Annotated in this window: 18 protein-coding genes; 17 read left to right on the top strand and 1 reads right to left on the bottom strand. The window is 33.1% G+C overall.

Features of this window, described 5'->3' with window-relative positions; genetic code table 11:
- Nucleotides 1-26: 26 nt before the first annotated feature.
- The 17 genes from ACRD7B_RS02240 to ACRD7B_RS02320 all read left to right on the top strand — a co-directional run bounded on the left by ACRD7B_RS02240 (nt 27) and on the right by ACRD7B_RS02320 (nt 17,988).
- Nucleotides 27-1,082, top strand: a complete 1,056-nt coding sequence (locus ACRD7B_RS02240; protein ID WP_430822830.1) for an ATP-grasp domain-containing protein — start codon at nt 27-29, stop codon at nt 1,080-1,082.
- A 37-nt stretch (nt 1,083-1,119) separates the two neighbouring features.
- Nucleotides 1,120-2,607, top strand: a complete 1,488-nt coding sequence (locus tag ACRD7B_RS02245) for an AMP-binding protein (RefSeq protein WP_430822831.1) — start codon at nt 1,120-1,122, stop codon at nt 2,605-2,607.
- Between the two features lie 109 nt (nt 2,608-2,716).
- The gene (locus ACRD7B_RS02250; protein ID WP_430822832.1) at nt 2,717-3,004 is read left to right on the top strand and encodes a hypothetical protein; all 288 of its coding nucleotides are present in this window, start codon (nt 2,717-2,719) and stop codon (nt 3,002-3,004) included.
- 33 nt (nt 3,005-3,037) lie between these two features.
- Entirely contained in the window at nt 3,038-3,688 is a 651-nt protein-coding gene (locus ACRD7B_RS02255; protein ID WP_430822833.1) for a hypothetical protein, read from the top strand.
- Between the two features lie 25 nt (nt 3,689-3,713).
- Nucleotides 3,714-5,219 (top strand): AMP-binding protein, encoded by a 1,506-nt coding sequence (locus ACRD7B_RS02260; protein ID WP_430822834.1) that lies wholly within the window; start codon nt 3,714-3,716, stop codon nt 5,217-5,219.
- Complete coding sequence (locus tag ACRD7B_RS02265) at nt 5,206-5,862, top strand: GNAT family N-acetyltransferase (protein WP_430822835.1); 657 nt, start codon at nt 5,206-5,208, stop codon at nt 5,860-5,862. Before ACRD7B_RS02260 ends, ACRD7B_RS02265 begins: the two co-directional genes overlap by 14 nt.
- 18 nt (nt 5,863-5,880) lie before the next feature.
- On the top strand, nt 5,881-6,120 hold the full coding sequence (locus ACRD7B_RS02270) for an acyl carrier protein (RefSeq protein WP_430822836.1): 240 nt from the start codon (nt 5,881-5,883) through the stop codon (nt 6,118-6,120).
- A gap of 557 nt (nt 6,121-6,677) precedes the next feature.
- Entirely contained in the window at nt 6,678-7,883 is a 1,206-nt protein-coding gene (locus ACRD7B_RS02275) for an MBOAT family O-acyltransferase (protein WP_430822837.1), read from the top strand.
- A gap of 2 nt (nt 7,884-7,885) precedes the next feature.
- Entirely contained in the window at nt 7,886-8,905 is a 1,020-nt protein-coding gene (locus ACRD7B_RS02280) for a hypothetical protein (protein ID WP_430822838.1), read from the top strand.
- 235 nt (nt 8,906-9,140) lie between these two features.
- Nucleotides 9,141-10,388: an MBOAT family O-acyltransferase gene (locus tag ACRD7B_RS02285; RefSeq protein ID WP_430822839.1), complete on the top strand. Its 1,248-nt coding sequence runs from the start codon at nt 9,141-9,143 to the stop codon at nt 10,386-10,388.
- A 4-nt stretch (nt 10,389-10,392) separates the two neighbouring features.
- On the top strand, nt 10,393-11,304 hold the full coding sequence (locus ACRD7B_RS02290) for a hypothetical protein (RefSeq protein ID WP_430822840.1): 912 nt from the start codon (nt 10,393-10,395) through the stop codon (nt 11,302-11,304).
- A gap of 94 nt (nt 11,305-11,398) precedes the next feature.
- Nucleotides 11,399-12,541 (top strand): aminotransferase class I/II-fold pyridoxal phosphate-dependent enzyme, encoded by a 1,143-nt coding sequence (locus tag ACRD7B_RS02295; protein ID WP_430822841.1) that lies wholly within the window; start codon nt 11,399-11,401, stop codon nt 12,539-12,541.
- Between the two features lie 18 nt (nt 12,542-12,559).
- Nucleotides 12,560-13,570 (top strand): polysaccharide deacetylase family protein, encoded by a 1,011-nt coding sequence (locus tag ACRD7B_RS02300; RefSeq protein WP_430822842.1) that lies wholly within the window; start codon nt 12,560-12,562, stop codon nt 13,568-13,570.
- 65 nt (nt 13,571-13,635) lie between these two features.
- On the top strand, nt 13,636-14,202 hold the full coding sequence (locus tag ACRD7B_RS02305) for a serine O-acetyltransferase (protein ID WP_430822843.1): 567 nt from the start codon (nt 13,636-13,638) through the stop codon (nt 14,200-14,202).
- Between the two features lie 51 nt (nt 14,203-14,253).
- Nucleotides 14,254-15,705, top strand: coding sequence for an MBOAT family O-acyltransferase (locus ACRD7B_RS02310; RefSeq protein WP_430822844.1), 1,452 nt, complete (start codon nt 14,254-14,256; stop codon nt 15,703-15,705).
- Between the two features lie 10 nt (nt 15,706-15,715).
- On the top strand, nt 15,716-16,669 hold the full coding sequence (locus ACRD7B_RS02315; protein WP_430822845.1) for a hypothetical protein: 954 nt from the start codon (nt 15,716-15,718) through the stop codon (nt 16,667-16,669).
- Nucleotides 16,670-16,725: 56 nt separating this feature from the next.
- Nucleotides 16,726-17,988, top strand: coding sequence for a T9SS type A sorting domain-containing protein (locus ACRD7B_RS02320; RefSeq protein ID WP_430822846.1), 1,263 nt, complete (start codon nt 16,726-16,728; stop codon nt 17,986-17,988).
- 52 nt (nt 17,989-18,040) lie between these two features.
- On the opposite strand, the gene ACRD7B_RS02325 is transcribed toward ACRD7B_RS02320, so the two are convergent.
- On the bottom strand, nt 18,041-18,829 hold the full coding sequence (locus ACRD7B_RS02325) for a hypothetical protein (protein WP_430822847.1): 789 nt from the start codon (nt 18,827-18,829) through the stop codon (nt 18,041-18,043).
- Nucleotides 18,830-19,034 lie beyond the last annotated feature (205 nt).

A 19,034-nucleotide genomic window follows, 5' to 3' on the forward strand; every position in this document is an offset into this window, starting at 1 on the left:
AACATTATTAATAAAACCTGATAGCTATGAAAATATTAATTACTGGTGTAGGCGGTGTAACTCCACGTAGTTTTGCACATTCATTAAGAAAATATAGTAAGTATGCACGTTATGAGATCATTGGCACTGATATTAATAAGTACGCCATTGGACTTTATATGAATGAGTTGTTTAATAAAACTTATTTAGTTCCTCGTGTTGATGCGCCAAACTATTGGGAAGAGATTGATAAAATAATAAAAGAAGAGAAAATTGATATTGCAATAATAAACCCTGAATTGGAAGTTGTAGAGTGGGCCAAAAGAGCTCAAAGTTATGATTTTCCTTGTAAAGTATTATTGCCTGATTATAACCTCGCATCTGTTATTGTTGATAAAGCACAATTAACCGATGCCTTAATGCCGTTAGGAATAGTTCCAAAGTCATTTACCATCGATAAAGATGCTGACATTGATGAACAAGAAGGGAAGTTGGCCTATCCATTTTGGATAAGAAGTGCCTTAGGCTCAAGTGGTCTTGGTTCAATGCTGATTAAATCTGCTGGTGACTTAAAAAATTGGATTACAATAAATCCAAATGTTGAGAAGTTTTTGGCTAGTGAATACCTGCCAGGAAGAAATCTAGGCTGTAAGATGCTTTATTATAATGGTAAGTTAGTTAGAAGTGCAATTGCTGAAAGGGTTTACTACATCATGTCAAAGGTTTCCCCATCGGGAATAACAGGTAATACGTGTTTTGGACGTTTAGTAAATGACGAGGGTGTATTTGATGTTGCCAAGCAGGCTATTGAAACTATGATTGAAAAGACAGGCGCACCAAAGCATGGTTTTTTTACGGTAGATTTAAAAGAAGATGCTGATGGTAAGCCTATGGTGACAGAGATTAATGTACGTTTTGTTGCATTTACTCAAGCATATGCCGCTGGTGGAGCTAACATTCCTGAGGATATGATTAGATTGCTCGATGGAGATCCTAACTTCGATATGGAATTCAAATTGTATGAGTTTGAAAAAGACATGATTTTCCTTCGCGATGTGGATGAGCAACCAATTATCATGAAGGAGTCACAATTGTTTAGTTAGAAATAACTTTTCTAAATTCGTGGTTTTATAAAGAATAATGATGTTTGTAAAAGAAATATTAAATCCAGTTTTAAATTCTATTGAGCAGTTTGCGGATCGTAATGCTTTTATGATAGGAGAATCCTATTATACGTATCGCGATTTTGGCTTATGCATATCAAAGGTTAGAGCAAGAATACAAGAATCTGACTTTGAAGGCAAGAACGTTGGATTAATGGCTAATGATGACTTAGAGACATATGCATCAATTTTTGCAATATGGTTAGAAGGATTGGCATATGTACCTATTCACCCTAGTTATCCTTTGGATAGAGGGCAAGGAATTATTGAAGAAGCGGAAATTGGATTGTTTATTGATTCTTCACTGGATTGTCATTATCAGGAAGTTGTCATTATTAAGAGTAAGGAGCTTTCTGATTGCGAATTAAACCTTGTGCCAGTCAATACCAATGAAGATAGTTTAGCCTATATCCTATTTACTTCTGGTAGCACAGGTAAACCTAAAGGCGTGCCCATTACACGAGCTAACTTGGTTGCCTTTATGAGTGCTTTTTGGCAGATTGGTTTCCAAGTTGATGAAACGGATAAGTGTTTACAGTATTTCGATCTTTCATTTGATATTTCAATTCAATCGTATTTGGTGCCACTACAAAAAGGGGCTTGTACTTATACAGTAGGTCATGACAAGATAAAACCAACATATACTGTTGAATTACTTGAAGATCATGAATTAACATTTGGAGCGACACCTCCTTCGATGATACGGTTCTTACGCCCATATTTTGAAGAGATTGATTTACCACATTTAAAATGTAATATTCTTTGTGCGGAGGCATCAGCTCTTGATTTAATTAAGGAATGGAAGGATTGCATTCCAAATTCAAATATTTATAATTTATATGGTCCAACTGAAGCGACCATATATTGCACATATTCTGAGTTTTACCAGAATAAGAAAAATAAACATTTAAATGGGATGTTGTCAATTGGAAAGCCTTTAAACGGTGTTGATATTCTTGTTGTTGATGAAGACAATAAGGAGGTATTGAAGGGTGAGAAAGGTGAGCTTTGCGTTTCAGGAGAACTTGTTACAAAAGGATATTGGAAGAATGAACTGAAAAATGAGGAAGCCTTTTTTATAGAACTATATAATGGCAAAGAGAAAAGATTTTATAAAACAGGAGATCTTTGTTTTATTGATTCTGATTCTGATATAATGCTTTCCGGAAGATTGGATTATCAAGTAAAGGTGCAAGGTTATCGAATTGAGCTGGGTGAAATAGAACATTTAGCACGCGAATTTTCTCAAGGTCATAACGCAGTGGCTGTTATTTTTGATAATCGATTAGGTCATACAGAAATAGCATTGTTTATTGAGGGAAAAATTGATGTAAAGGAATTAGCAAATTATTTAAAAACTAAGTTGCCAGTTTACATGTGTCCGACAAAACTGATTTGTGACATTGAATTTCCATTGAATATTAATGGTAAGGTTGATAGGCCACAATTGAGAAAATTAGTTTAATAAACAGTAGACGTGTTTTAAGAAAGAATTACACATTGATAGAGGGTGTCTAATCTGTTGAGCATGATTGTTCGTGTTCAAATGGATAATGAAAATAAATTATTGACGCATGAAAAAAGAAGTTATACAGTTGATACTTGATTGCATCAAAAATCAAAATAAGAATGATTTAGAATGCAATATAATAGTTGAAGAAACAACAATGTTAATAGGGCAGGATAGTTGTTTTGGCTCGCTTAGTCTCGCAAATTTATTGATAAGTATTGAAGAAAAGGTTTACGAGCGATTCGAAACTCGAATTGATTTAGTGGATGAGAAAGCTCTAGGCCGACCTGATAGTCCTTATAAAAATGTTGAATCCTTAGCTAGTTTTATAAGCGATACAATTAGTTCATAAACTGTCGTCTCAATATATTGTAAATATTAAAATATGAAAGATTATACATTCAGGAAAGCGAATGAATCCGACATCGATTTTATAGTTGAAAGCATTATTGAAGCTGAGAAATCGGGAACTGATAGGTTAAGTTATTCAACATTATTTGGATTGACAGAAGCTGAAGTCCGTAGTTTGTTGTCTGAGGCGTTGATGGAAGATATGGAAGATTGTGATTTATGGTTGTCGGGTTTTGTTGTTGCAGAATACGAAGGTAGACCAGTTGCATCGCTTAGTGCTTGGGTTGAAGCCTTAAACGGAATTCCCTCAGTAAATGTTAAAGGTAATCTGTTAGGTTTTTTATTGCCTAGAGAAGCTCTTATGCGGGCTAATAAATTAAACCATATTTGTTCCGAGCTGTCCACAGAATATAAACCTGGTAGTTTTTGGTTGGGAGCCGCATATGTTGCGCCCGAGCATCAAGGGAATTTACTTTTAGTTAGGCTCTGTCAGGAACAAATTAATCTACACCCTGAAGCAACAGGTGTATATTGTCAAGTTTTTGCAAATAATGCAGCCTCCATTCAGAACTTTAAACTGATGAAGTTTGAGCTAAGTGAGGAATACAATTCAAATAATGAAAAGATTAATGAGTTGTTGCCATCAAATGGTAAGTTTATTTTTTATAAAGAATTAAGTCGCTGATAATAAATCTTAAGGATTAGAAATTATGTTTCAAAATTACATTTTACAACCAATAGTTAATGCTATTGAATCTTTTTCTCAAAGAAATGCTTTTTTTATTGATGAGAAGCACTATACGTATTCAGAATTAGGTGAAAGTATTTCTAAAATTAGAAAAGAGCTAAAATCCATAAATACACCGTCTAAAAATATAGGCTTAATTACGAATGATGATATTGAAACTTACGCATCTATATTAGCGTTATGGATGGAAGGTTTCGCTTATGTTCCGATTCATCCAGGACATCCACGAAATAGAGGTGAAGAGATCATTAAACAGGCTGATGTTTCTTGGATTGTTGACTCAAGTGATAAATCTTTTTTTGATTCCATTAATACGATTAAAACTAAAGATTTAGAGTTTTCGAGTCTTAATCTGGAACTTAGCGAAATTGATGATAGAGAATTAGCATATATCTTATTTACTTCGGGGAGTACAGGTGCTCCGAAAGGAGTAACTATTACTAGAAAGAATGTTGGTGCATTTTTAAAATCATTCTGGGATATTGGCTTTGAGATTGATGAGAATGATAGATGTTTACAATGTTTCGATTTAACTTTCGATGTATCTGTTCAATCTTTTCTTGTGCCTTTAACAAAGGGAGCATGTATGTACACCATCCCTCATGATAGAATAAAATATAGCTATGCTTCTGAGTTGCTTGAAGAGCAAGCGTTAACATTTGGGGCTATGGCGCCATCTATGGTCAGGTTTCTTAAACCATATTTCGATGAAATTGATTTGCCAGAATTAAGGTATAATATATTAACAGCTGAAGCATCACCTTTAAGTTTAATTGATGAATGGTCTAAGTGTATTCCAAATGCTAAAATATTTGATTTATACGGTCCAACAGAAGCTACCATTTATTGTACTCATAATTTATACACTCGTGAAGGAGAGAATAAAGAGTTAAATGGAATGTTCTGTATTGGAAAGCCTATGGATGGGGTTTATGCTATTATTTGTGATGAAGAAGGTAAAATTTTACCAAAGAATAAAAAAGGAGAGCTTTGTGTAGCCGGTGATCAAGTAACTTTAGGATATTGGCGTAATCCTGAGAAAAATGAAAGTTCATTTTTTACTACTGAGTACAATAATGAACAAATGCGTTTTTATAAAACTGGTGATGCATGTTATATTGATGATCAGGGTGATTTAATGCTAAGTGGTAGATTAGATTACCAAGTTAAAATTCAAGGTTATAGAATTGAATTGGGCGAGATTGAATGTCATGTGCGAGACGTACTTGAAGGTAGTAATGCAGTTGCAGTTGTGTATCAGAACAGTTTTGGTACTGATGAAATTGCCATGTTCATTGAAAATGAAGAGCCAAATAATGAAGCTGTAGTCAAGGAATATTTAAAAACAAAGTTGCCGATATATATGATACCATCAAAGTTTGTATTTGTTTCAAAGTTTCCAATTAATACGAATGGTAAAACGGATCGGTTAGAGTTAAAAAAACAATTGAGTGATGGATTATATTAACATACGTCATGCGACGGAGGCAGATATACCTTTTCTGGTTAAAACTATTATTGAAGCTGAAAAGAGTGGTACAGAAGTGTTATCTTATAGTTCGATCTTCGGAGTTACTGAAGCAGAAACTGAAGATTATTTAACGCAGGTGCTTGAAGAAGAGATAGATGGTTGTGAATTATCTGTGTCTAGTTTTATGGTGGCTGAGTCAGATAACCAAATAGTAGCTGCTTTAAGCGCTTGGGTTGAAGGTAGCGAAGGATTAGCGTCGAGTAAATTGAAAGGTAACTTGTTAAGTTTTGTGTTACCTCCTCAGGCAATACAAAAGGCTGCAAAGGTGAGTGGATTATTAAATCAAGTTCACATTGATTACATAGATGGTACTGTACAGAAAGGGGCAGGTTATGTTATTGAATCATTCCGAAAGAAAGGCCTACTAGGTCGACTGACAGAAGAGATATTTGCTTATTATAAAGAAAAGAACCCTGAAATAAAAATAGCGCATACTCAGGTGTTTGAGTGTAATATACCTGCTTTAAAAGCGAATCAAAAAATTGGTTTTGAGGTGGTTGATTCGGTTGAGTGTGAGGATTTAACTGTGTTAAAATATTTGCCTTCTAACAAAAAATTATTATTAAAAAGACAATTATAACTAATTAAACTATTACTTATGGAAAGAGCTGAAATGTATAAGGAATTGACAGTATTGTTTAGAAAAGTGTTTAATAACGATACGCTTGAAGTTACTGATGAACTAACAGCTAACGACGTTGAAAACTGGGATTCATTATCTCACATGTTATTAATAAATGAAGTTGAAGAAAAGTACTCAGTTAAATTTAGATTAAAGGAATTGAATAAGATGCGCAATGTCGGTGACATGGTAGATATCTTATTGACAAAGGTATAGCTTGTGTAATTAGCAGTCCTACTATATTATGTATTGATATATAGGATACTACTTATTGGTAAAAGACTATTAGGCTCTTCTTGTTTACTATTTATTTAGTAAATGATGAGAGCCTATTCTTTTATTGTTTGATGGGGATTTTAATGTAGTTTATCAGTGCAAATAGATCACTTATCAAATTGACCAAATTCTGCCCTGTAGCGCTGACAAAATTTCTATTTTTGCATTGCTATAATTTCGTTGAAGGATGATGAAATGATACTTATTTTATGCCTTATGTCATTTTTTGTTCGATTATATTAGAAATAGATGATTAATTCGTATTTGTAATGGTTTTTACCTCGTTAAATTTTTTTATTTTCTTCCCGATCGTCCTGTTGTTATTTTATCTGGTTCCGGTAAAGTATAGATGGATTGTGTTGCTCGGAGCTAGTTACTTCTTTTATATTAACATTAAGCCTGTATATGTAGTTTTACTTCTGTTCATTACGCTGTCAACTTACATTTTTACAAGGTGGATTGATTCAAGTCCCGATGAAGATAAAAAAAGGTTATTGATGCGAGTCAATATCGTCTTAATCCTGTTGCCACTTTTATTTTTTAAGTATTTTGCCTTTGTAAATAATCAATTGTTGGATCTAATGGTTGCTAATAATTTAAGGTGGCCATTACCTGAAGTTAGCTTCTTATTACCAATCGGAATTTCGTATTACACATTTATGTGTATTGGATATACAATTGATGTATATAATGAAGATATAAAAGCAGAAAAACATCTGGGTATTGTTGCATTATTTACAGCCTTCTTTCCTTTGATATTATCAGGCCCAATTGAACGAGCCGGAAATATGATTCCGCAGTTCAAAAATATTAAATCAATTAAAGCTCATAACTTGTCGGCTGGTTTAAAATTTATGCTTTGGGGCTATTTTATGAAATTAGTTGTTGCCGATCGTTTAGGTATATATATTGATAATGTATATGGTGATATTGTTGGTCATAATGGGAATAGTTTATTAATAGCGACTGTACTCTACCCTTTTCAAGTATACGCCGATTTAGGAGGGTATTCATTAATCGCCATTGGTGTGGCTAAACTTATGGGATTTGATGTTATGCAGAATTTTGAACGGCCATTTTTTGCGACAAGTATGGCTGACTTTTGGCGACGATGGCATATGTCATTAATTACTTGGTTAACAGACTATGTTTATACACCATTGTCTTTTACATTTCGTAAAATTGGCATGATTGGAATTATAATTGCTTTAATGGTTACCTTTTTGTTAAGTGGTATTTGGCACCACACTGATATGACTTCAGTTATGTGGGGATTATCACAAGGTACTTTTTTAAGTATTGAAGCTATATTTCATAAACGGAGAAATAAATTTGAGGAAAAATACAGACTTAACTCCCGAGCTTTATACATTACTTTTTGCATAATTACTACATTCATCTTATTTACATCTTCACAGGTATTTGGTAGAGCAGATACCTTGGGTGAATCTTGGATGATATTTAATAAAATCTTTGTTGATAGAGGTGTCCCATATCTCGATATGACAACTCTTGCCTTTGCGCTCTTAGGGCTTGGTGTATTGCTTTTAAAAGATTTTAAGAATGAGTTTAAACCTCGAATTTTGGTATGGGTATTTGATAAGAACTTGGTACGCTACCTATCTTATTCAATTGTGTTTTATATGATATTGTTGATGGGGGTTTTTAACAATGGTGGATCCTTTATCTATTTTAAATATTAGTGATGAGAAAGTTTTACATTAAAATAGTCGTTTTTGGTACGGCATTGGTTATTCCACTGTTAGTTTTTATTGGGCTTTACATTCACTTTGATCCATTTAAGATTGTTGGAGAATATGATACCTTCTATGATACTGAGATTGTTCCTAATCGCGATTATATATCAACCGAGATTTTTTTAGATCAGAAGTACGATTATAATTCCTTTATTTTTGGAAGCTCGAGAGCAATAGCCTTTAAGGCTAGGTCATGGGAGAAGTATCTGGATGAAAATGCAAAACCTTTTGTATTTGATGCCTCTGGAGAATCATTATTTGGAATCTATAAGAAGATAAAGTTTTTAGAGAAGAGGGGAACTAATCTTGATAATGTTTTTATCTTATTTTGCCGAAATGGTGTTTGCATCAATGATAATTATGACGAACATTTGAATATTAAGCACCCATTGGTTTCTGAGGAGAGTTGGTTCAAATTTCATTTTACTTTTTTTAAATCGTATTTTGAGCTCAAGTTTTTACTTGGCTATTATTCGTATATGATTACTGGACAAGAAAGTGCTTTGACTTCTGGAATAATACAAGATGGAGGTATCTCTATTGATTATGAGAATAATCAAATTCTGCTGGACACATTAGATCTTCAAATAAATAGCAACACTGCAAAATATTATAAGGAGAACCGACATATCTTTTACGAGCAGGAGAATGAGTCGTATGAAGAAGAGCAAAAATTACAAGCTTCACATATTGAAATGCTAAAGGAAATAAAAGAGATATTGGAGCGGAATAATACTAAATACAAGGTTGTTCTTAGTCCAATTTACGATCAGGTTAAATTCTCACCAGAGGATAAGAGTAGTCTAAAAATGGTTTTTGGTGATCACCTTTACGATTTTACAGGAGAAAACTTCATAACAAGTGATTATACCAATTGGTATGAAACTTTTCACTATCGACCATTTATTGCTGATAGTATAATGAATATTGTTTATTCAGATACCATTGATGTGAAACAGTGGAGATGATTTGTGAGTGTAGTTATTGTATAGTAATTCAAAATGTTAAGTAGATAATATGCTTTTTACTTCTTTTAATTTTTTCATCTTTTTCCCCATAGTAATCTTACTTTACTACCTAACGCCTGTTAAGTATAGGTGGATGGTGCTACTGGGGGCAAGTTATTTTTTCTACATTAATATAAAGCCTGTTTATGCAATCTTATTATTAGCAATCACAGCTTCAACCTATATTTTTACCAGAATGATTGATTCAACTGGAGATGAAGATAGGAAGTTGTTGCTGATGCGGATTAATGTAGCTTTGATTTTAGTGCCACTATTCTTTTTTAAGTATTTTACAATAATAAATAATGAATTACTCGAATTGTTGGAATTGAATAACCTTAGGTGGCCTTTACCTGAGATAAAATTCATTCTCCCCATAGGTATTTCCTATTATACCTTTATGAGTATTGGTTATACTATCGATGTCTATAATGAAGACATAAAGGCTGATAAACATTTTGGTCGAGTGGCTTTATTTACTGCTTTCTTTCCTTTAATTCTTTCAGGTCCAATTGAACGTGCGGGCAATATGTTACCACAATTCAAAAACCTTAAACAAATAAATTTCAGTAATATCTCGGGTGGATTAAAAATGATGCTGTGGGGATATTTTATGAAATTAGTTGTAGCTGATAGAATTGGAATATATGTTGATGCTATCTATGGTGATATTCTTGGTCATAATGGAACTAGCTTATTAATTGCCACAGTACTTTATCCTTTCCAAGTATATGCTGATTTAGGTGGTTATTCGTTAATCGCTATAGGTGTTGCAAAGATCTTAGGAATAGATGTAATGCAAAATTTTAATAGACCATTTTTTGCAACAAGTATGGCTGAGTTTTGGCGTCGTTGGCACATGTCGTTAATAACTTGGTTAACTGATTATGTTTACACTCCATTATCTTTTGCTTTCAGAAAAATTGGAATGCTTGGTATAATAATAGCTTTAATGGTAACCTTTCTTTTAAGTGGGATATGGCATCACGCCGATATGACATCGATAATGTGGGGACTTACGCAAGGTACTTTTTTAAGTATAGAGGCGCTACTGCACAAAAGAAGGTTTAGGCTTGAAGAAAAGTATCAATTAACGAAAAGTTCACTGTACCTTTTTTCTTGTATGTTGGTCACATTTGTATTGTTTTCGGCTTCCCAAATATTCGGTAGAGCTGTAACAATTGAAGATTCTTGGGCAATTTTTGATAAGTTATTTACGAATATAGGTGTCCCATATCTTGATCTAACAACCTTGTTATATTCTTTTATTGGCATCTTTTTACTACTTATAAAAGATTTTAAGAATGAATTTATGCCTGTTGCGTTCAATTCTTATTGGAATCGAAAATTATACTTACGTTATGCCGCCTACTTAACGGTTCTATTTGGAATAATATTATTCGGTGTTTTTGAAGGAGGTAACTTTATTTATTTTCAATTTTAATATAATGAAGAAAAAGGATTTTGTTATAAAATTACTCGTGCTGGTTGTAGCATTTTTTATAATAGATTTTGGATTGTCGACAGTACTGTTGAGAGGTTTAAATAAGTATTATGGTTTGGAAAAACAAACTGAGGTATTATTTAATGGTTCTTCAATGTTTATGTCTGGTTTTGACAGAAATGTGGTTGAAAATAAAACAGGGTTAACCGTTAGTAATTATTCGCACGAAGGCGTTTCAATCAGAGAGCGATTGGAAATGATAAAACAAGTTTACCATAAACATCCTGAGGGATTTGAAACTGTAGTGTTTGAGTTGTCGCCTGTTATTTTTTCCGGTGTTGAAACATCGGCAAATGTCTATACGGCATTCTTTCCATTTATGGATGATGAATCAATAAATGTATACATTAAAGAATTTGCGACGACACGTGAATATTATATTCGTAAAATAGTTCGTACATCGAGATTTGATTCTCGATTAATTGTGAATATTATTAAAGGCTACCTGGGGAAGTTTCAAAATGTAAAAACAAGTCAGCTACATTCTCGCATTGACGAAGAACTTAAAGCGAGTGAAGGAGCAGTGAATATTTATATGAAAGAATCTAATATTGCGATTTTTAAAGAAGCGATTGACTTAATAATTTCTAAAAATTCCAAAGTTATACTTGTAAATATGCCTGTTTATAATGCTAAGTTGAGAACTTTTAATGTTAATGATTATAAAGAGTTTAACGACTTTTTAGAAACGTATAGTTTGTCTAATAGTCAGATTTCATATTTAAATATGAATGTGGATAGTATAATTTCAGAAAGAAAATATTTTTCTGACCCTTTACATATTAATAACTATGGACAAAAAGTGCTTAATAGTATTGTCAGTGAAGAATTAAACAAAATTACTTCAATCAATTAATTTGGGTTATTGTGGAAAGAGTTTTTGTGTTTGAGTGCAATTCAAATACAAACGTTCAGTCTAGAAGAACATTAAATAATTAGATTTAACTATTATGAGTGATACTTTGAAAAGAATATATTTGTCTAGCCCACACATGTCTGGGCATGAACAGAAATACATTAATGAAGCTTTTGAACAGAATTGGATTGCTCCATTAGGACCTAATGTTAATGAATTGGAAAATATCTTGGCAAAGTATTGCAATGTGAAACATGCATCTGCTTTGAGTTCTGGTACGGCTGCCCTGCACTTAGCTTTAATCATGTTAGGAGTTAACTCAGGAGATGAAGTACTTGTTTCCACTTTTACTTTTTCGGCATCTGTTAATCCAATTGTATATCAGGGTGCTGTGCCTGTCTTTATTGATAGTGAGAAGGAAACCTGGAATATGGATCCGGATTTACTTCGTAAAGCCTTAGTGGAACGAAAAAAGAATGGTACCATTGGTAAGGTTAAAGCTATTGTGGTTGTTCATTTATATGGTATGCCTGCCAAGATGGATGAAATTATGAGTGTTGCCAATGAGTATAAAATTCCAGTTATTGAAGATGCTGCCGAAGCGCTGGGAAGTACTTATAAAGGGCAAGCATTGGGTTCATTTGGAAGAATGGCAATCTTGTCATTTAATGGAAACAAAATTATTACAACATCGGGTGGAGGAGCCTTACTTTCAAATGATGAAACTTTGATTTCAAAGTCAAGATTCTTAGCAACCCAAGCCAGGGATAATGCACCACATTATCAACATAGCCAGATTGGTTATAATTATCGAATGAGCAATGTGCTGGCGGGGATTGGACGTGGTCAAATGGAAGTAATTGATGAAAGAGTTCAACAAAGAAGAGCCAATGGCGTTTTCTATAAAAAGGCTTTTGAAAATATCGAATGTTTGCAAGTTCTAGAAGAACCGAGTAGTGATTTTTTCTCTAACAGATGGTTAACAACTATGCTTATTAATGAAAACAAAACTAAGGTTACTTATTCCGATATTCAAGTAGCGCTTGAGAAATATAATATAGAATCCAGACCTTTGTGGAAGCCGATGCATATGCAACCAATATTCTCTTCTTATCCAAGTGTATTAAATGGAACATCTGAGCAATTGTTTAAAACTGGAATATGTCTTCCTTCTGGTTCTAACCTTTCAGAAACTGATAGAGAGAATATATGTAACGTTATAAAAAGCTGTTTTTAATATAGAAGTTGAAACCGGATGAATAAGGCAGAACGCATACAAAAAACTAAAATTCATAAGTTGTTTCGTCCCTTTTACGGAGGAATTGGACATGCGATAATGTTTCATCGTATTCAGAATGAAGAAGGTCATCTAATTACAAAAGGTTTACAAATAACTCAAAGTTTTCTCGAAGAAATAATTCAATACTTTATTTCTCAAAATATTGACATGGTTTCGCTTGATGAATTTTATGAGCGTTTAACCTCACGTAAAAAAACTAAACGATTTGTGACCTTTACCTTTGATGATGGTTATGTTGATAACCTAACGCATGCATTACCTGTTTTTGAAAAGTATAATGCACCATTTTCGGTATTTGTAACAACAGGTTATTCCGATAAAAAAGTCACACTTTGGTGGTATCTAGTGGAGCAATATATCCTTAAGAATGATACAATAGAGTTTGATTATGATGATAAAAAGTATTTATTTCATACAAGCAGTGAAGAGGAGAAAAGAATTGCATTTTCTAAGATAAAGGTATTGCTTTTAGAGAGTAAAAGTGAGAACGAGTATCGGAATAGGGTAAATGCGATTTTTGAAAATACTGATATTGACCTTTACGGTTTGAATGATGAATTAATTATGTCATGGGATCAAGTGAAGGAGTTAAGTGAGCATCCTCTTGCAACGATAGGAGCACATACGGTTAATCATTTAGCGTTAAGGCAACTTGATGAAAAAGAGGTGGTTGAGGAGATTAAGGGGTCGATTAAACGCTTGGAAGAGGTTATAGGAGATAGCGTTTCGTATTTTGCTTATCCTTATGGAACAAAAAATGAGGCTGGTGAAAAAGATTTTGTAATAGCCGAGCAGTGTGGTCTTAAAATGGCTTTTACAACTGAGAAGGATAATATCTTTAAAAAACAAGTCAACGAATTACATTCAATTCCTCGTTTGGGAATTAATAGTACTATGACTACTGCGCATATTGATATGTTTGTAAATGGTATGACGCCTTTTATAAGTAAATTTGTTGAAGTATAAATAGTGATGGTGGTATTTATCACTTACTATATAGTTTAAATTTTGAAATTAAATAATATTACGATATGAACTCCCCACAAGAATACATACTACTATTTATAAATGCCATTCGTTGTATTCCACATTTGATTTTGTTTTTGTTACATCCAAATAAAGAAGTAATAAAAGCTGATATTATTCGCGGTTTAGATAATATGGATAAAAAGTACGGAATTTATTTTGGGTTACTTTATATGTTATCATTCTGTAAAGAGTTTAGAAATCTTTTTTATTACAGAACTCGTCCGTTTTCTTTTTTCTTTAATTTCATTTGTCGCCAACAATCAACCCTTTATATACAATCCCAAAATATCGGTGAGGGATTGGTCATTATTCATGGTTTTGCAAGTGCAATTGGTGCTGAATCAATTGGGAAAAACTGTACCATTTTTCAACAAGTAACAATTGGTGGTACCGATAAAGGTGCTCCAACCTTGAAGGATAATGTAAAAGTTTTTGCGGGAGCTGTTATTATTGGAAAAATAACGATTGGTAACAATGTTATTATTGGTGCTAATGCAACAGTATATAATAATGTACCCGACAATAGTACGGTATTGCCAGGTACGTCCAAAGTGTTTAAATGGAAGTAAATTAAGTATATCATCTGTCATATAATTTAGACGTAGGTTAATTGTTGTAAAATGTTATTTAACTCACTTGATTTTGCCGTATTTCTTCCGCTTGTTTTTATACTCTATTGGTTTATATGCAATAGAAACCTTCGACTGCAGAATTTATTAATAGTAGCTGCCAGTTATGTTTTTTATGGCTGGTGGGATTATCGCTTTTTGTTATTGATCGTTATTAGTACAGTCGTTGATTACTTAATTGGGCATAGACTAAGAACCGAAGAGCGGAAAGATATTCGGAAAGTTCTGTTATGGACTAGCATCTGTGTTAACCTTGGTTTTTTAGGCTTCTTTAAATATTATAATTTTTTTATAGATAACTTTACTTCTGCATTTAGTTTCTTTGGCAGAGACATTCAGATTAGTTCATTACACATTATCTTACCTGTTGGAATTAGTTTTTATACGTTTCAAACCCTAAGCTATACCTTTGATGTTTATAAGTATAAACTTGAACCAACAAAGGATTTTATTGCTTTTTCGGCTTATGTGAGTTTCTTTCCACAATTAGTTGCTGGTCCTATTGAAAGGGCCATTAACTTACTACCACAGTTTTATAAAAAACGTAGTTTTGAGTATTCAAAGGCAGTTGATGGATTAAGGCAGATTCTGTGGGGATTTTTTAAAAAACTGGTTATCGCTGATAATTGTGCAGAATTCGCTAATATTATTTTTAACAATAGTGAACTCTACTCTGGGAGCACACTATTTCTTGGAGCCATCTTTTTTACCTTTCAAATTTACGGTGATTTTTCTGGTTATTCGGATATTGCTATTGGTACCTCGCGCTTGTTTGGTTTTAATTTAATGCAGAATTTTGCTTTTCCATATTTCTCACGGGATATTGCCGAATTTTGGAGGCGTTGGCATATTTCATTGTCGACCTGGTTTCGTGATTATTTATACATACCATTAGGCGGGAGCAAAGGTGGAACATGGATGAAAATTAGAAATACATTCATCATCTTTTTGGTGAGTGGATTTTGGCATGGTGCAAACTGGACCTTCATTATTTGGGGAGCTTTAAACGCTATCTATTTTCTTCCATTGATGCTGACTAAGAATAATCGCAAGAACATTGAAATAGTTGCTAATAAATCCTTTCTACCGGGATTAAGAGAGTCTGGCGCCATTATTATCACATTTTTATTGACTGTATTTGCATGGATCTTCTTTAGAGCAGAAAATGTAGGTCAGGCATTTGATATTATTATTAAAGTATTATCGCCTTCTTTATTTATGAAGCCATTTTTTCCAAATTTAAGTGGGGCACTAACAACTTTAATTCTTATTGCAATTTTTGTGATTATTGAGTGGAATGGAAGAAGGGGTAAGTATGCCATTGAGAACTTAGGTCATAATTATAAGCGCCCTATTCGATGGGCTTTTTATTCGTGTATCATTTTCATGATTGGTTTATTTATGCAAACCAGCGAAAGTCCATTTATTTATTTTCAGTTTTAAAGTATAAATTGTGAAAAGATTTTTTTTAACTCTCTTATCATTTGCTCTTTTTTCGATAGTGTGCTATTTAAGTTTACTTGTTATTTGGGCTCAGTTTGAACCTGAGAAACTAAAGACAAATTTTAATTATCGAATTGGTTCTTTCGGGCACACATATACAAGGTTGAAAGAGGTTAAAACTGTTAGTGATGTTGATATATTGTTTTTAGGTTCTTCTCATGCATATAGGGGGTTTGATACAAGAAATTTTGAAGCGAATGGGTATAAAACTTTTAACTTAGGAACGAGTGCCCAAACACCAATGCAAACAAAAATTCTTTTAAATAAGTATTTAGATCAATTAGGCCCAAAATTGGTAATTCTAGAGGTATATCCTGAAATAATGACCATTGATGGCATGGAGTCCTTTCTTGACATTATATCGAATGATGAGGTTAATTTTGAAATTCTTAAACTTTCGTTAAAGGTAAATCATACGAAAGTGTACAATACTCTTTTTTATAGTGTTATATCTGATTTTTTTGGTATTCATGACAACCACATTGAACCAAAGGTAAAAGGAATTGATATATATATTAATGGGGGATATGTTGAAACTAAATTGAATAAGCAATTTGTTGGGGATTCGATAGGTAGTAAGGAGCTTATTTTTTTGGATGAACAACTAGAGGCTTTCGAGGATATAATACAACTAATTAATAATAATGGCTCGGAATTACTGCTAGTGTTTGCTCCTGTTAGTTCTGTTTTGTACGATAGTTATGTGAATGTTGACATTTTTAATGACTTGATGACTAGCCATGGTAACTATTATAATTTTAACAAGAATATAAACATTGAGGATAGTATTCATTTTTTTGATGATAATCATTTAAATCAAAAAGGGGTAAATATTTTTAATGAAGAGTTGATTAAGCTAATTAATCAAACTAACTTGCTTAATAAAATCATTTCAGATATTTAACTATTTAATAATAGTTTGTTTATAATTTAACCCAAATAACCATTAAATTAAGAATGATGAAAAAACTCATACTAACTCTGATTTTAGGACAGTTTTATCTTTTCAGTACAGCTCAAATAATTGTTGCTGATCATACTGTAGTTGATCAATATGATAAAATACCTCAGGAATGGATAGATAAGGTGGAAAAAATATGGGTGGCTATGGTTGGTGCAAGTCATGGCTCTAACTATGTGAATGGAGGTCAGTTGCTCGAGGATTTAAATAGTAAGTTCCAATTTAATAAACAAACATACGGTACCCCTAGTAAAAGCTTAACCAATGGTCTTAGATTTAATGCAGCTCATTGGGGTACGCGTGAATCTACTACAGGTTGGTCATGGTATGATGTTGCTGATGACTTTTGGACAAATGATGCTGCCATTTCGCAAGTAAAAACAAGTTTGAGTTATAGTAATCAAGGTGGTTGGACTTTGTTTGGGTTTATGTATGGATGGTCTTATGAAGTTAGTCAGAAAGAGCCAACTGGTCAATATGATCCTGTTTATCATGTGCGTTGGGCAGGAAAAACGGAAGCAGGTATCGATGGTTCTGAAAACTGGGGACTTGATGCTGGTGATGTATCTCTAACAGGAAATCGGGTTACTATGCAAAACTATATTGATGCGATGCATGAATTTGAAGATTATATTGCTGATAATAACCTTGGCACTAAAATGATATGGACTACTGGCCCTGTTGATACGGATGCTGGTAATTTGGCAATTGATGAAGTCGGTTATCAAGCTTATTTAAAGTGGGAGCATATTCGTAATTATGTGGGAGGGTTGAGTGGAACTCACTATCTATTGGATTATGCGGACATTTTAACATATAATGATGCTGGTGTTCAAAGTACAACTACCTGGAGAGATAATAATGGTACATTGCAGACATTTCCGATTATTAGCCCTGAGAATGAGCAAGTTCCTATTGAGGCGCATATTGGTGATGCAGGAAAGCTGAAACTTGCCAAAGCAAGTTGGTGGCTGTTTGCACGTATGTTAGGATGGGATGGAACGCCAACAGCGATTAACGATCTTAACTTGGACAAAGATTTTACGCTTGTTTTAAATGGAGATGATTTAAGTCTAAAGTTTGAAGATAATTATATTGGAAGTACTGTGAGTTTGTATGATACTTCTGGACGAGTGTTGGATAAAAAAAAAGTATTGAGTAATTCGTGCCGGTTTAATATTGGTCAATTATCTAAAGGGGTATACTTACTTGTTTTATCAGACGGCAAAAGTGGTAGCACTAAGTTTGTTAAGTTCAAATAATCTATTTATATATAAAACCCCGATTAGAATCTTTCTAATCAGGGTTTATTTTTTAGTTTAACGACTCACCGGTGAGCTTAGTATTATTACCGTTGTTTTCTATGATGTCGATAGTTCTATTAAAGAATAATTTGGATGTTTTTATTGAAAAATTACCTCCGGGGTGAGAGTTATGAGGCGTCAAGGCGTAATCGTCTTTAAAATATAATCCACCCTCTGTTTGAAGTGCATAAAGGTCCCAAAGGAAAATATTATCATCAGCTTCTGACCATTCATTAATTATCCAATTATGGAATTGTTTAGCTCTTAATGCCTCTTCTTCCGATAAATAGTACTTAACTTGAACTGCACCCGTAAAAAGTACGAATTTCGTGTCAGGGAATTGATGCATTTTTTCTTTAAGTGCGTTATATTGAAGTTTGTAGTTAGCAAGCGTTTTCTCCGGAGAATTAATATCGGCAGAATCAAGATCAGCTTTAATGTTACTTGCTGGATAACAATGTTTAAAAATAATTACTTGATATTCTTTAGCCAAAATTTCTAAAGTTGGTTCTTCCATGAATGGTTCAGAACCTGCATTTTTCACCCAAATATTATAATAGTCGTAAGGATAATTATTCCATCCATATGGTGCGCGTTTAGGAAAAGCTTGTTCAGTAATTTTATAATTCGTATTGTTTTCAGAGTTATAATTATTCATGAAAATTGGCAACTGAGGATCCTTTGTCAGTTTTTGAGCCAATTTTTTACTTACTCTGGTAATTGCTTTAATAAAGAATGTGCGTTTTGTTCCGTTCCATATATTATTGCCAGTACTATGATGGAGAAAGATAATATTCATATCTGAGTTTTTTTTACTATTATTTGTTTTATCAACCTCATTGCAAGAGTAAAATGTTATTGATGGTATTAATATAATCAGAAAAGAAATTAAATATTTCATGTGCATAGCATTAATTGAAACCATGGGTTTTGAGATAAACAAAGTTATAATATTAATGTTTATTTCATTCGAATGATACAATTTATTCCACATCGGATTGAAC

The sequence above is a fragment of the Carboxylicivirga fragile genome, from assembly GCF_050589805.1.
GTDB classification, from domain to species: domain Bacteria; phylum Bacteroidota; class Bacteroidia; order Bacteroidales; family Marinilabiliaceae; genus Carboxylicivirga; species Carboxylicivirga fragile.

Coding starts and splice junctions, on each gene's coding strand:
- ACRD7B_RS02270 (WP_430822836.1), top strand. CDS start 5,881: ATGGAAAGAGCTGAAATGTATAAGGAATTGACAGTATTGTTTAGAAAA.
- ACRD7B_RS02300 (WP_430822842.1), top strand. CDS start 12,560: ATGAATAAGGCAGAACGCATACAAAAAACTAAAATTCATAAGTTGTTT.
- ACRD7B_RS02240 (WP_430822830.1), top strand. CDS start 27: ATGAAAATATTAATTACTGGTGTAGGCGGTGTAACTCCACGTAGTTTT.
- ACRD7B_RS02305 (WP_430822843.1), top strand. CDS start 13,636: ATGAACTCCCCACAAGAATACATACTACTATTTATAAATGCCATTCGT.
- ACRD7B_RS02290 (WP_430822840.1), top strand. CDS start 10,393: ATGAAGAAAAAGGATTTTGTTATAAAATTACTCGTGCTGGTTGTAGCA.
- ACRD7B_RS02275 (WP_430822837.1), top strand. CDS start 6,678: ATGCGAGTCAATATCGTCTTAATCCTGTTGCCACTTTTATTTTTTAAG.
- ACRD7B_RS02250 (WP_430822832.1), top strand. CDS start 2,717: ATGAAAAAAGAAGTTATACAGTTGATACTTGATTGCATCAAAAATCAA.
- ACRD7B_RS02260 (WP_430822834.1), top strand. CDS start 3,714: ATGTTTCAAAATTACATTTTACAACCAATAGTTAATGCTATTGAATCT.
- ACRD7B_RS02245 (WP_430822831.1), top strand. CDS start 1,120: ATGATGTTTGTAAAAGAAATATTAAATCCAGTTTTAAATTCTATTGAG.
- ACRD7B_RS02255 (WP_430822833.1), top strand. CDS start 3,038: ATGAAAGATTATACATTCAGGAAAGCGAATGAATCCGACATCGATTTT.
- ACRD7B_RS02320 (WP_430822846.1), top strand. CDS start 16,726: ATGAAAAAACTCATACTAACTCTGATTTTAGGACAGTTTTATCTTTTC.
- ACRD7B_RS02310 (WP_430822844.1), top strand. CDS start 14,254: ATGTTATTTAACTCACTTGATTTTGCCGTATTTCTTCCGCTTGTTTTT.
- ACRD7B_RS02325 (WP_430822847.1), bottom strand. CDS start 18,829: ATGAATATTATCTTTCTCCATCATAGTACTGGCAATAATATATGGAAC.
- ACRD7B_RS02265 (WP_430822835.1), top strand. CDS start 5,206: ATGGATTATATTAACATACGTCATGCGACGGAGGCAGATATACCTTTT.
- ACRD7B_RS02280 (WP_430822838.1), top strand. CDS start 7,886: ATGAGAAAGTTTTACATTAAAATAGTCGTTTTTGGTACGGCATTGGTT.
- ACRD7B_RS02295 (WP_430822841.1), top strand. CDS start 11,399: ATGAGTGATACTTTGAAAAGAATATATTTGTCTAGCCCACACATGTCT.
- ACRD7B_RS02285 (WP_430822839.1), top strand. CDS start 9,141: ATGATTGATTCAACTGGAGATGAAGATAGGAAGTTGTTGCTGATGCGG.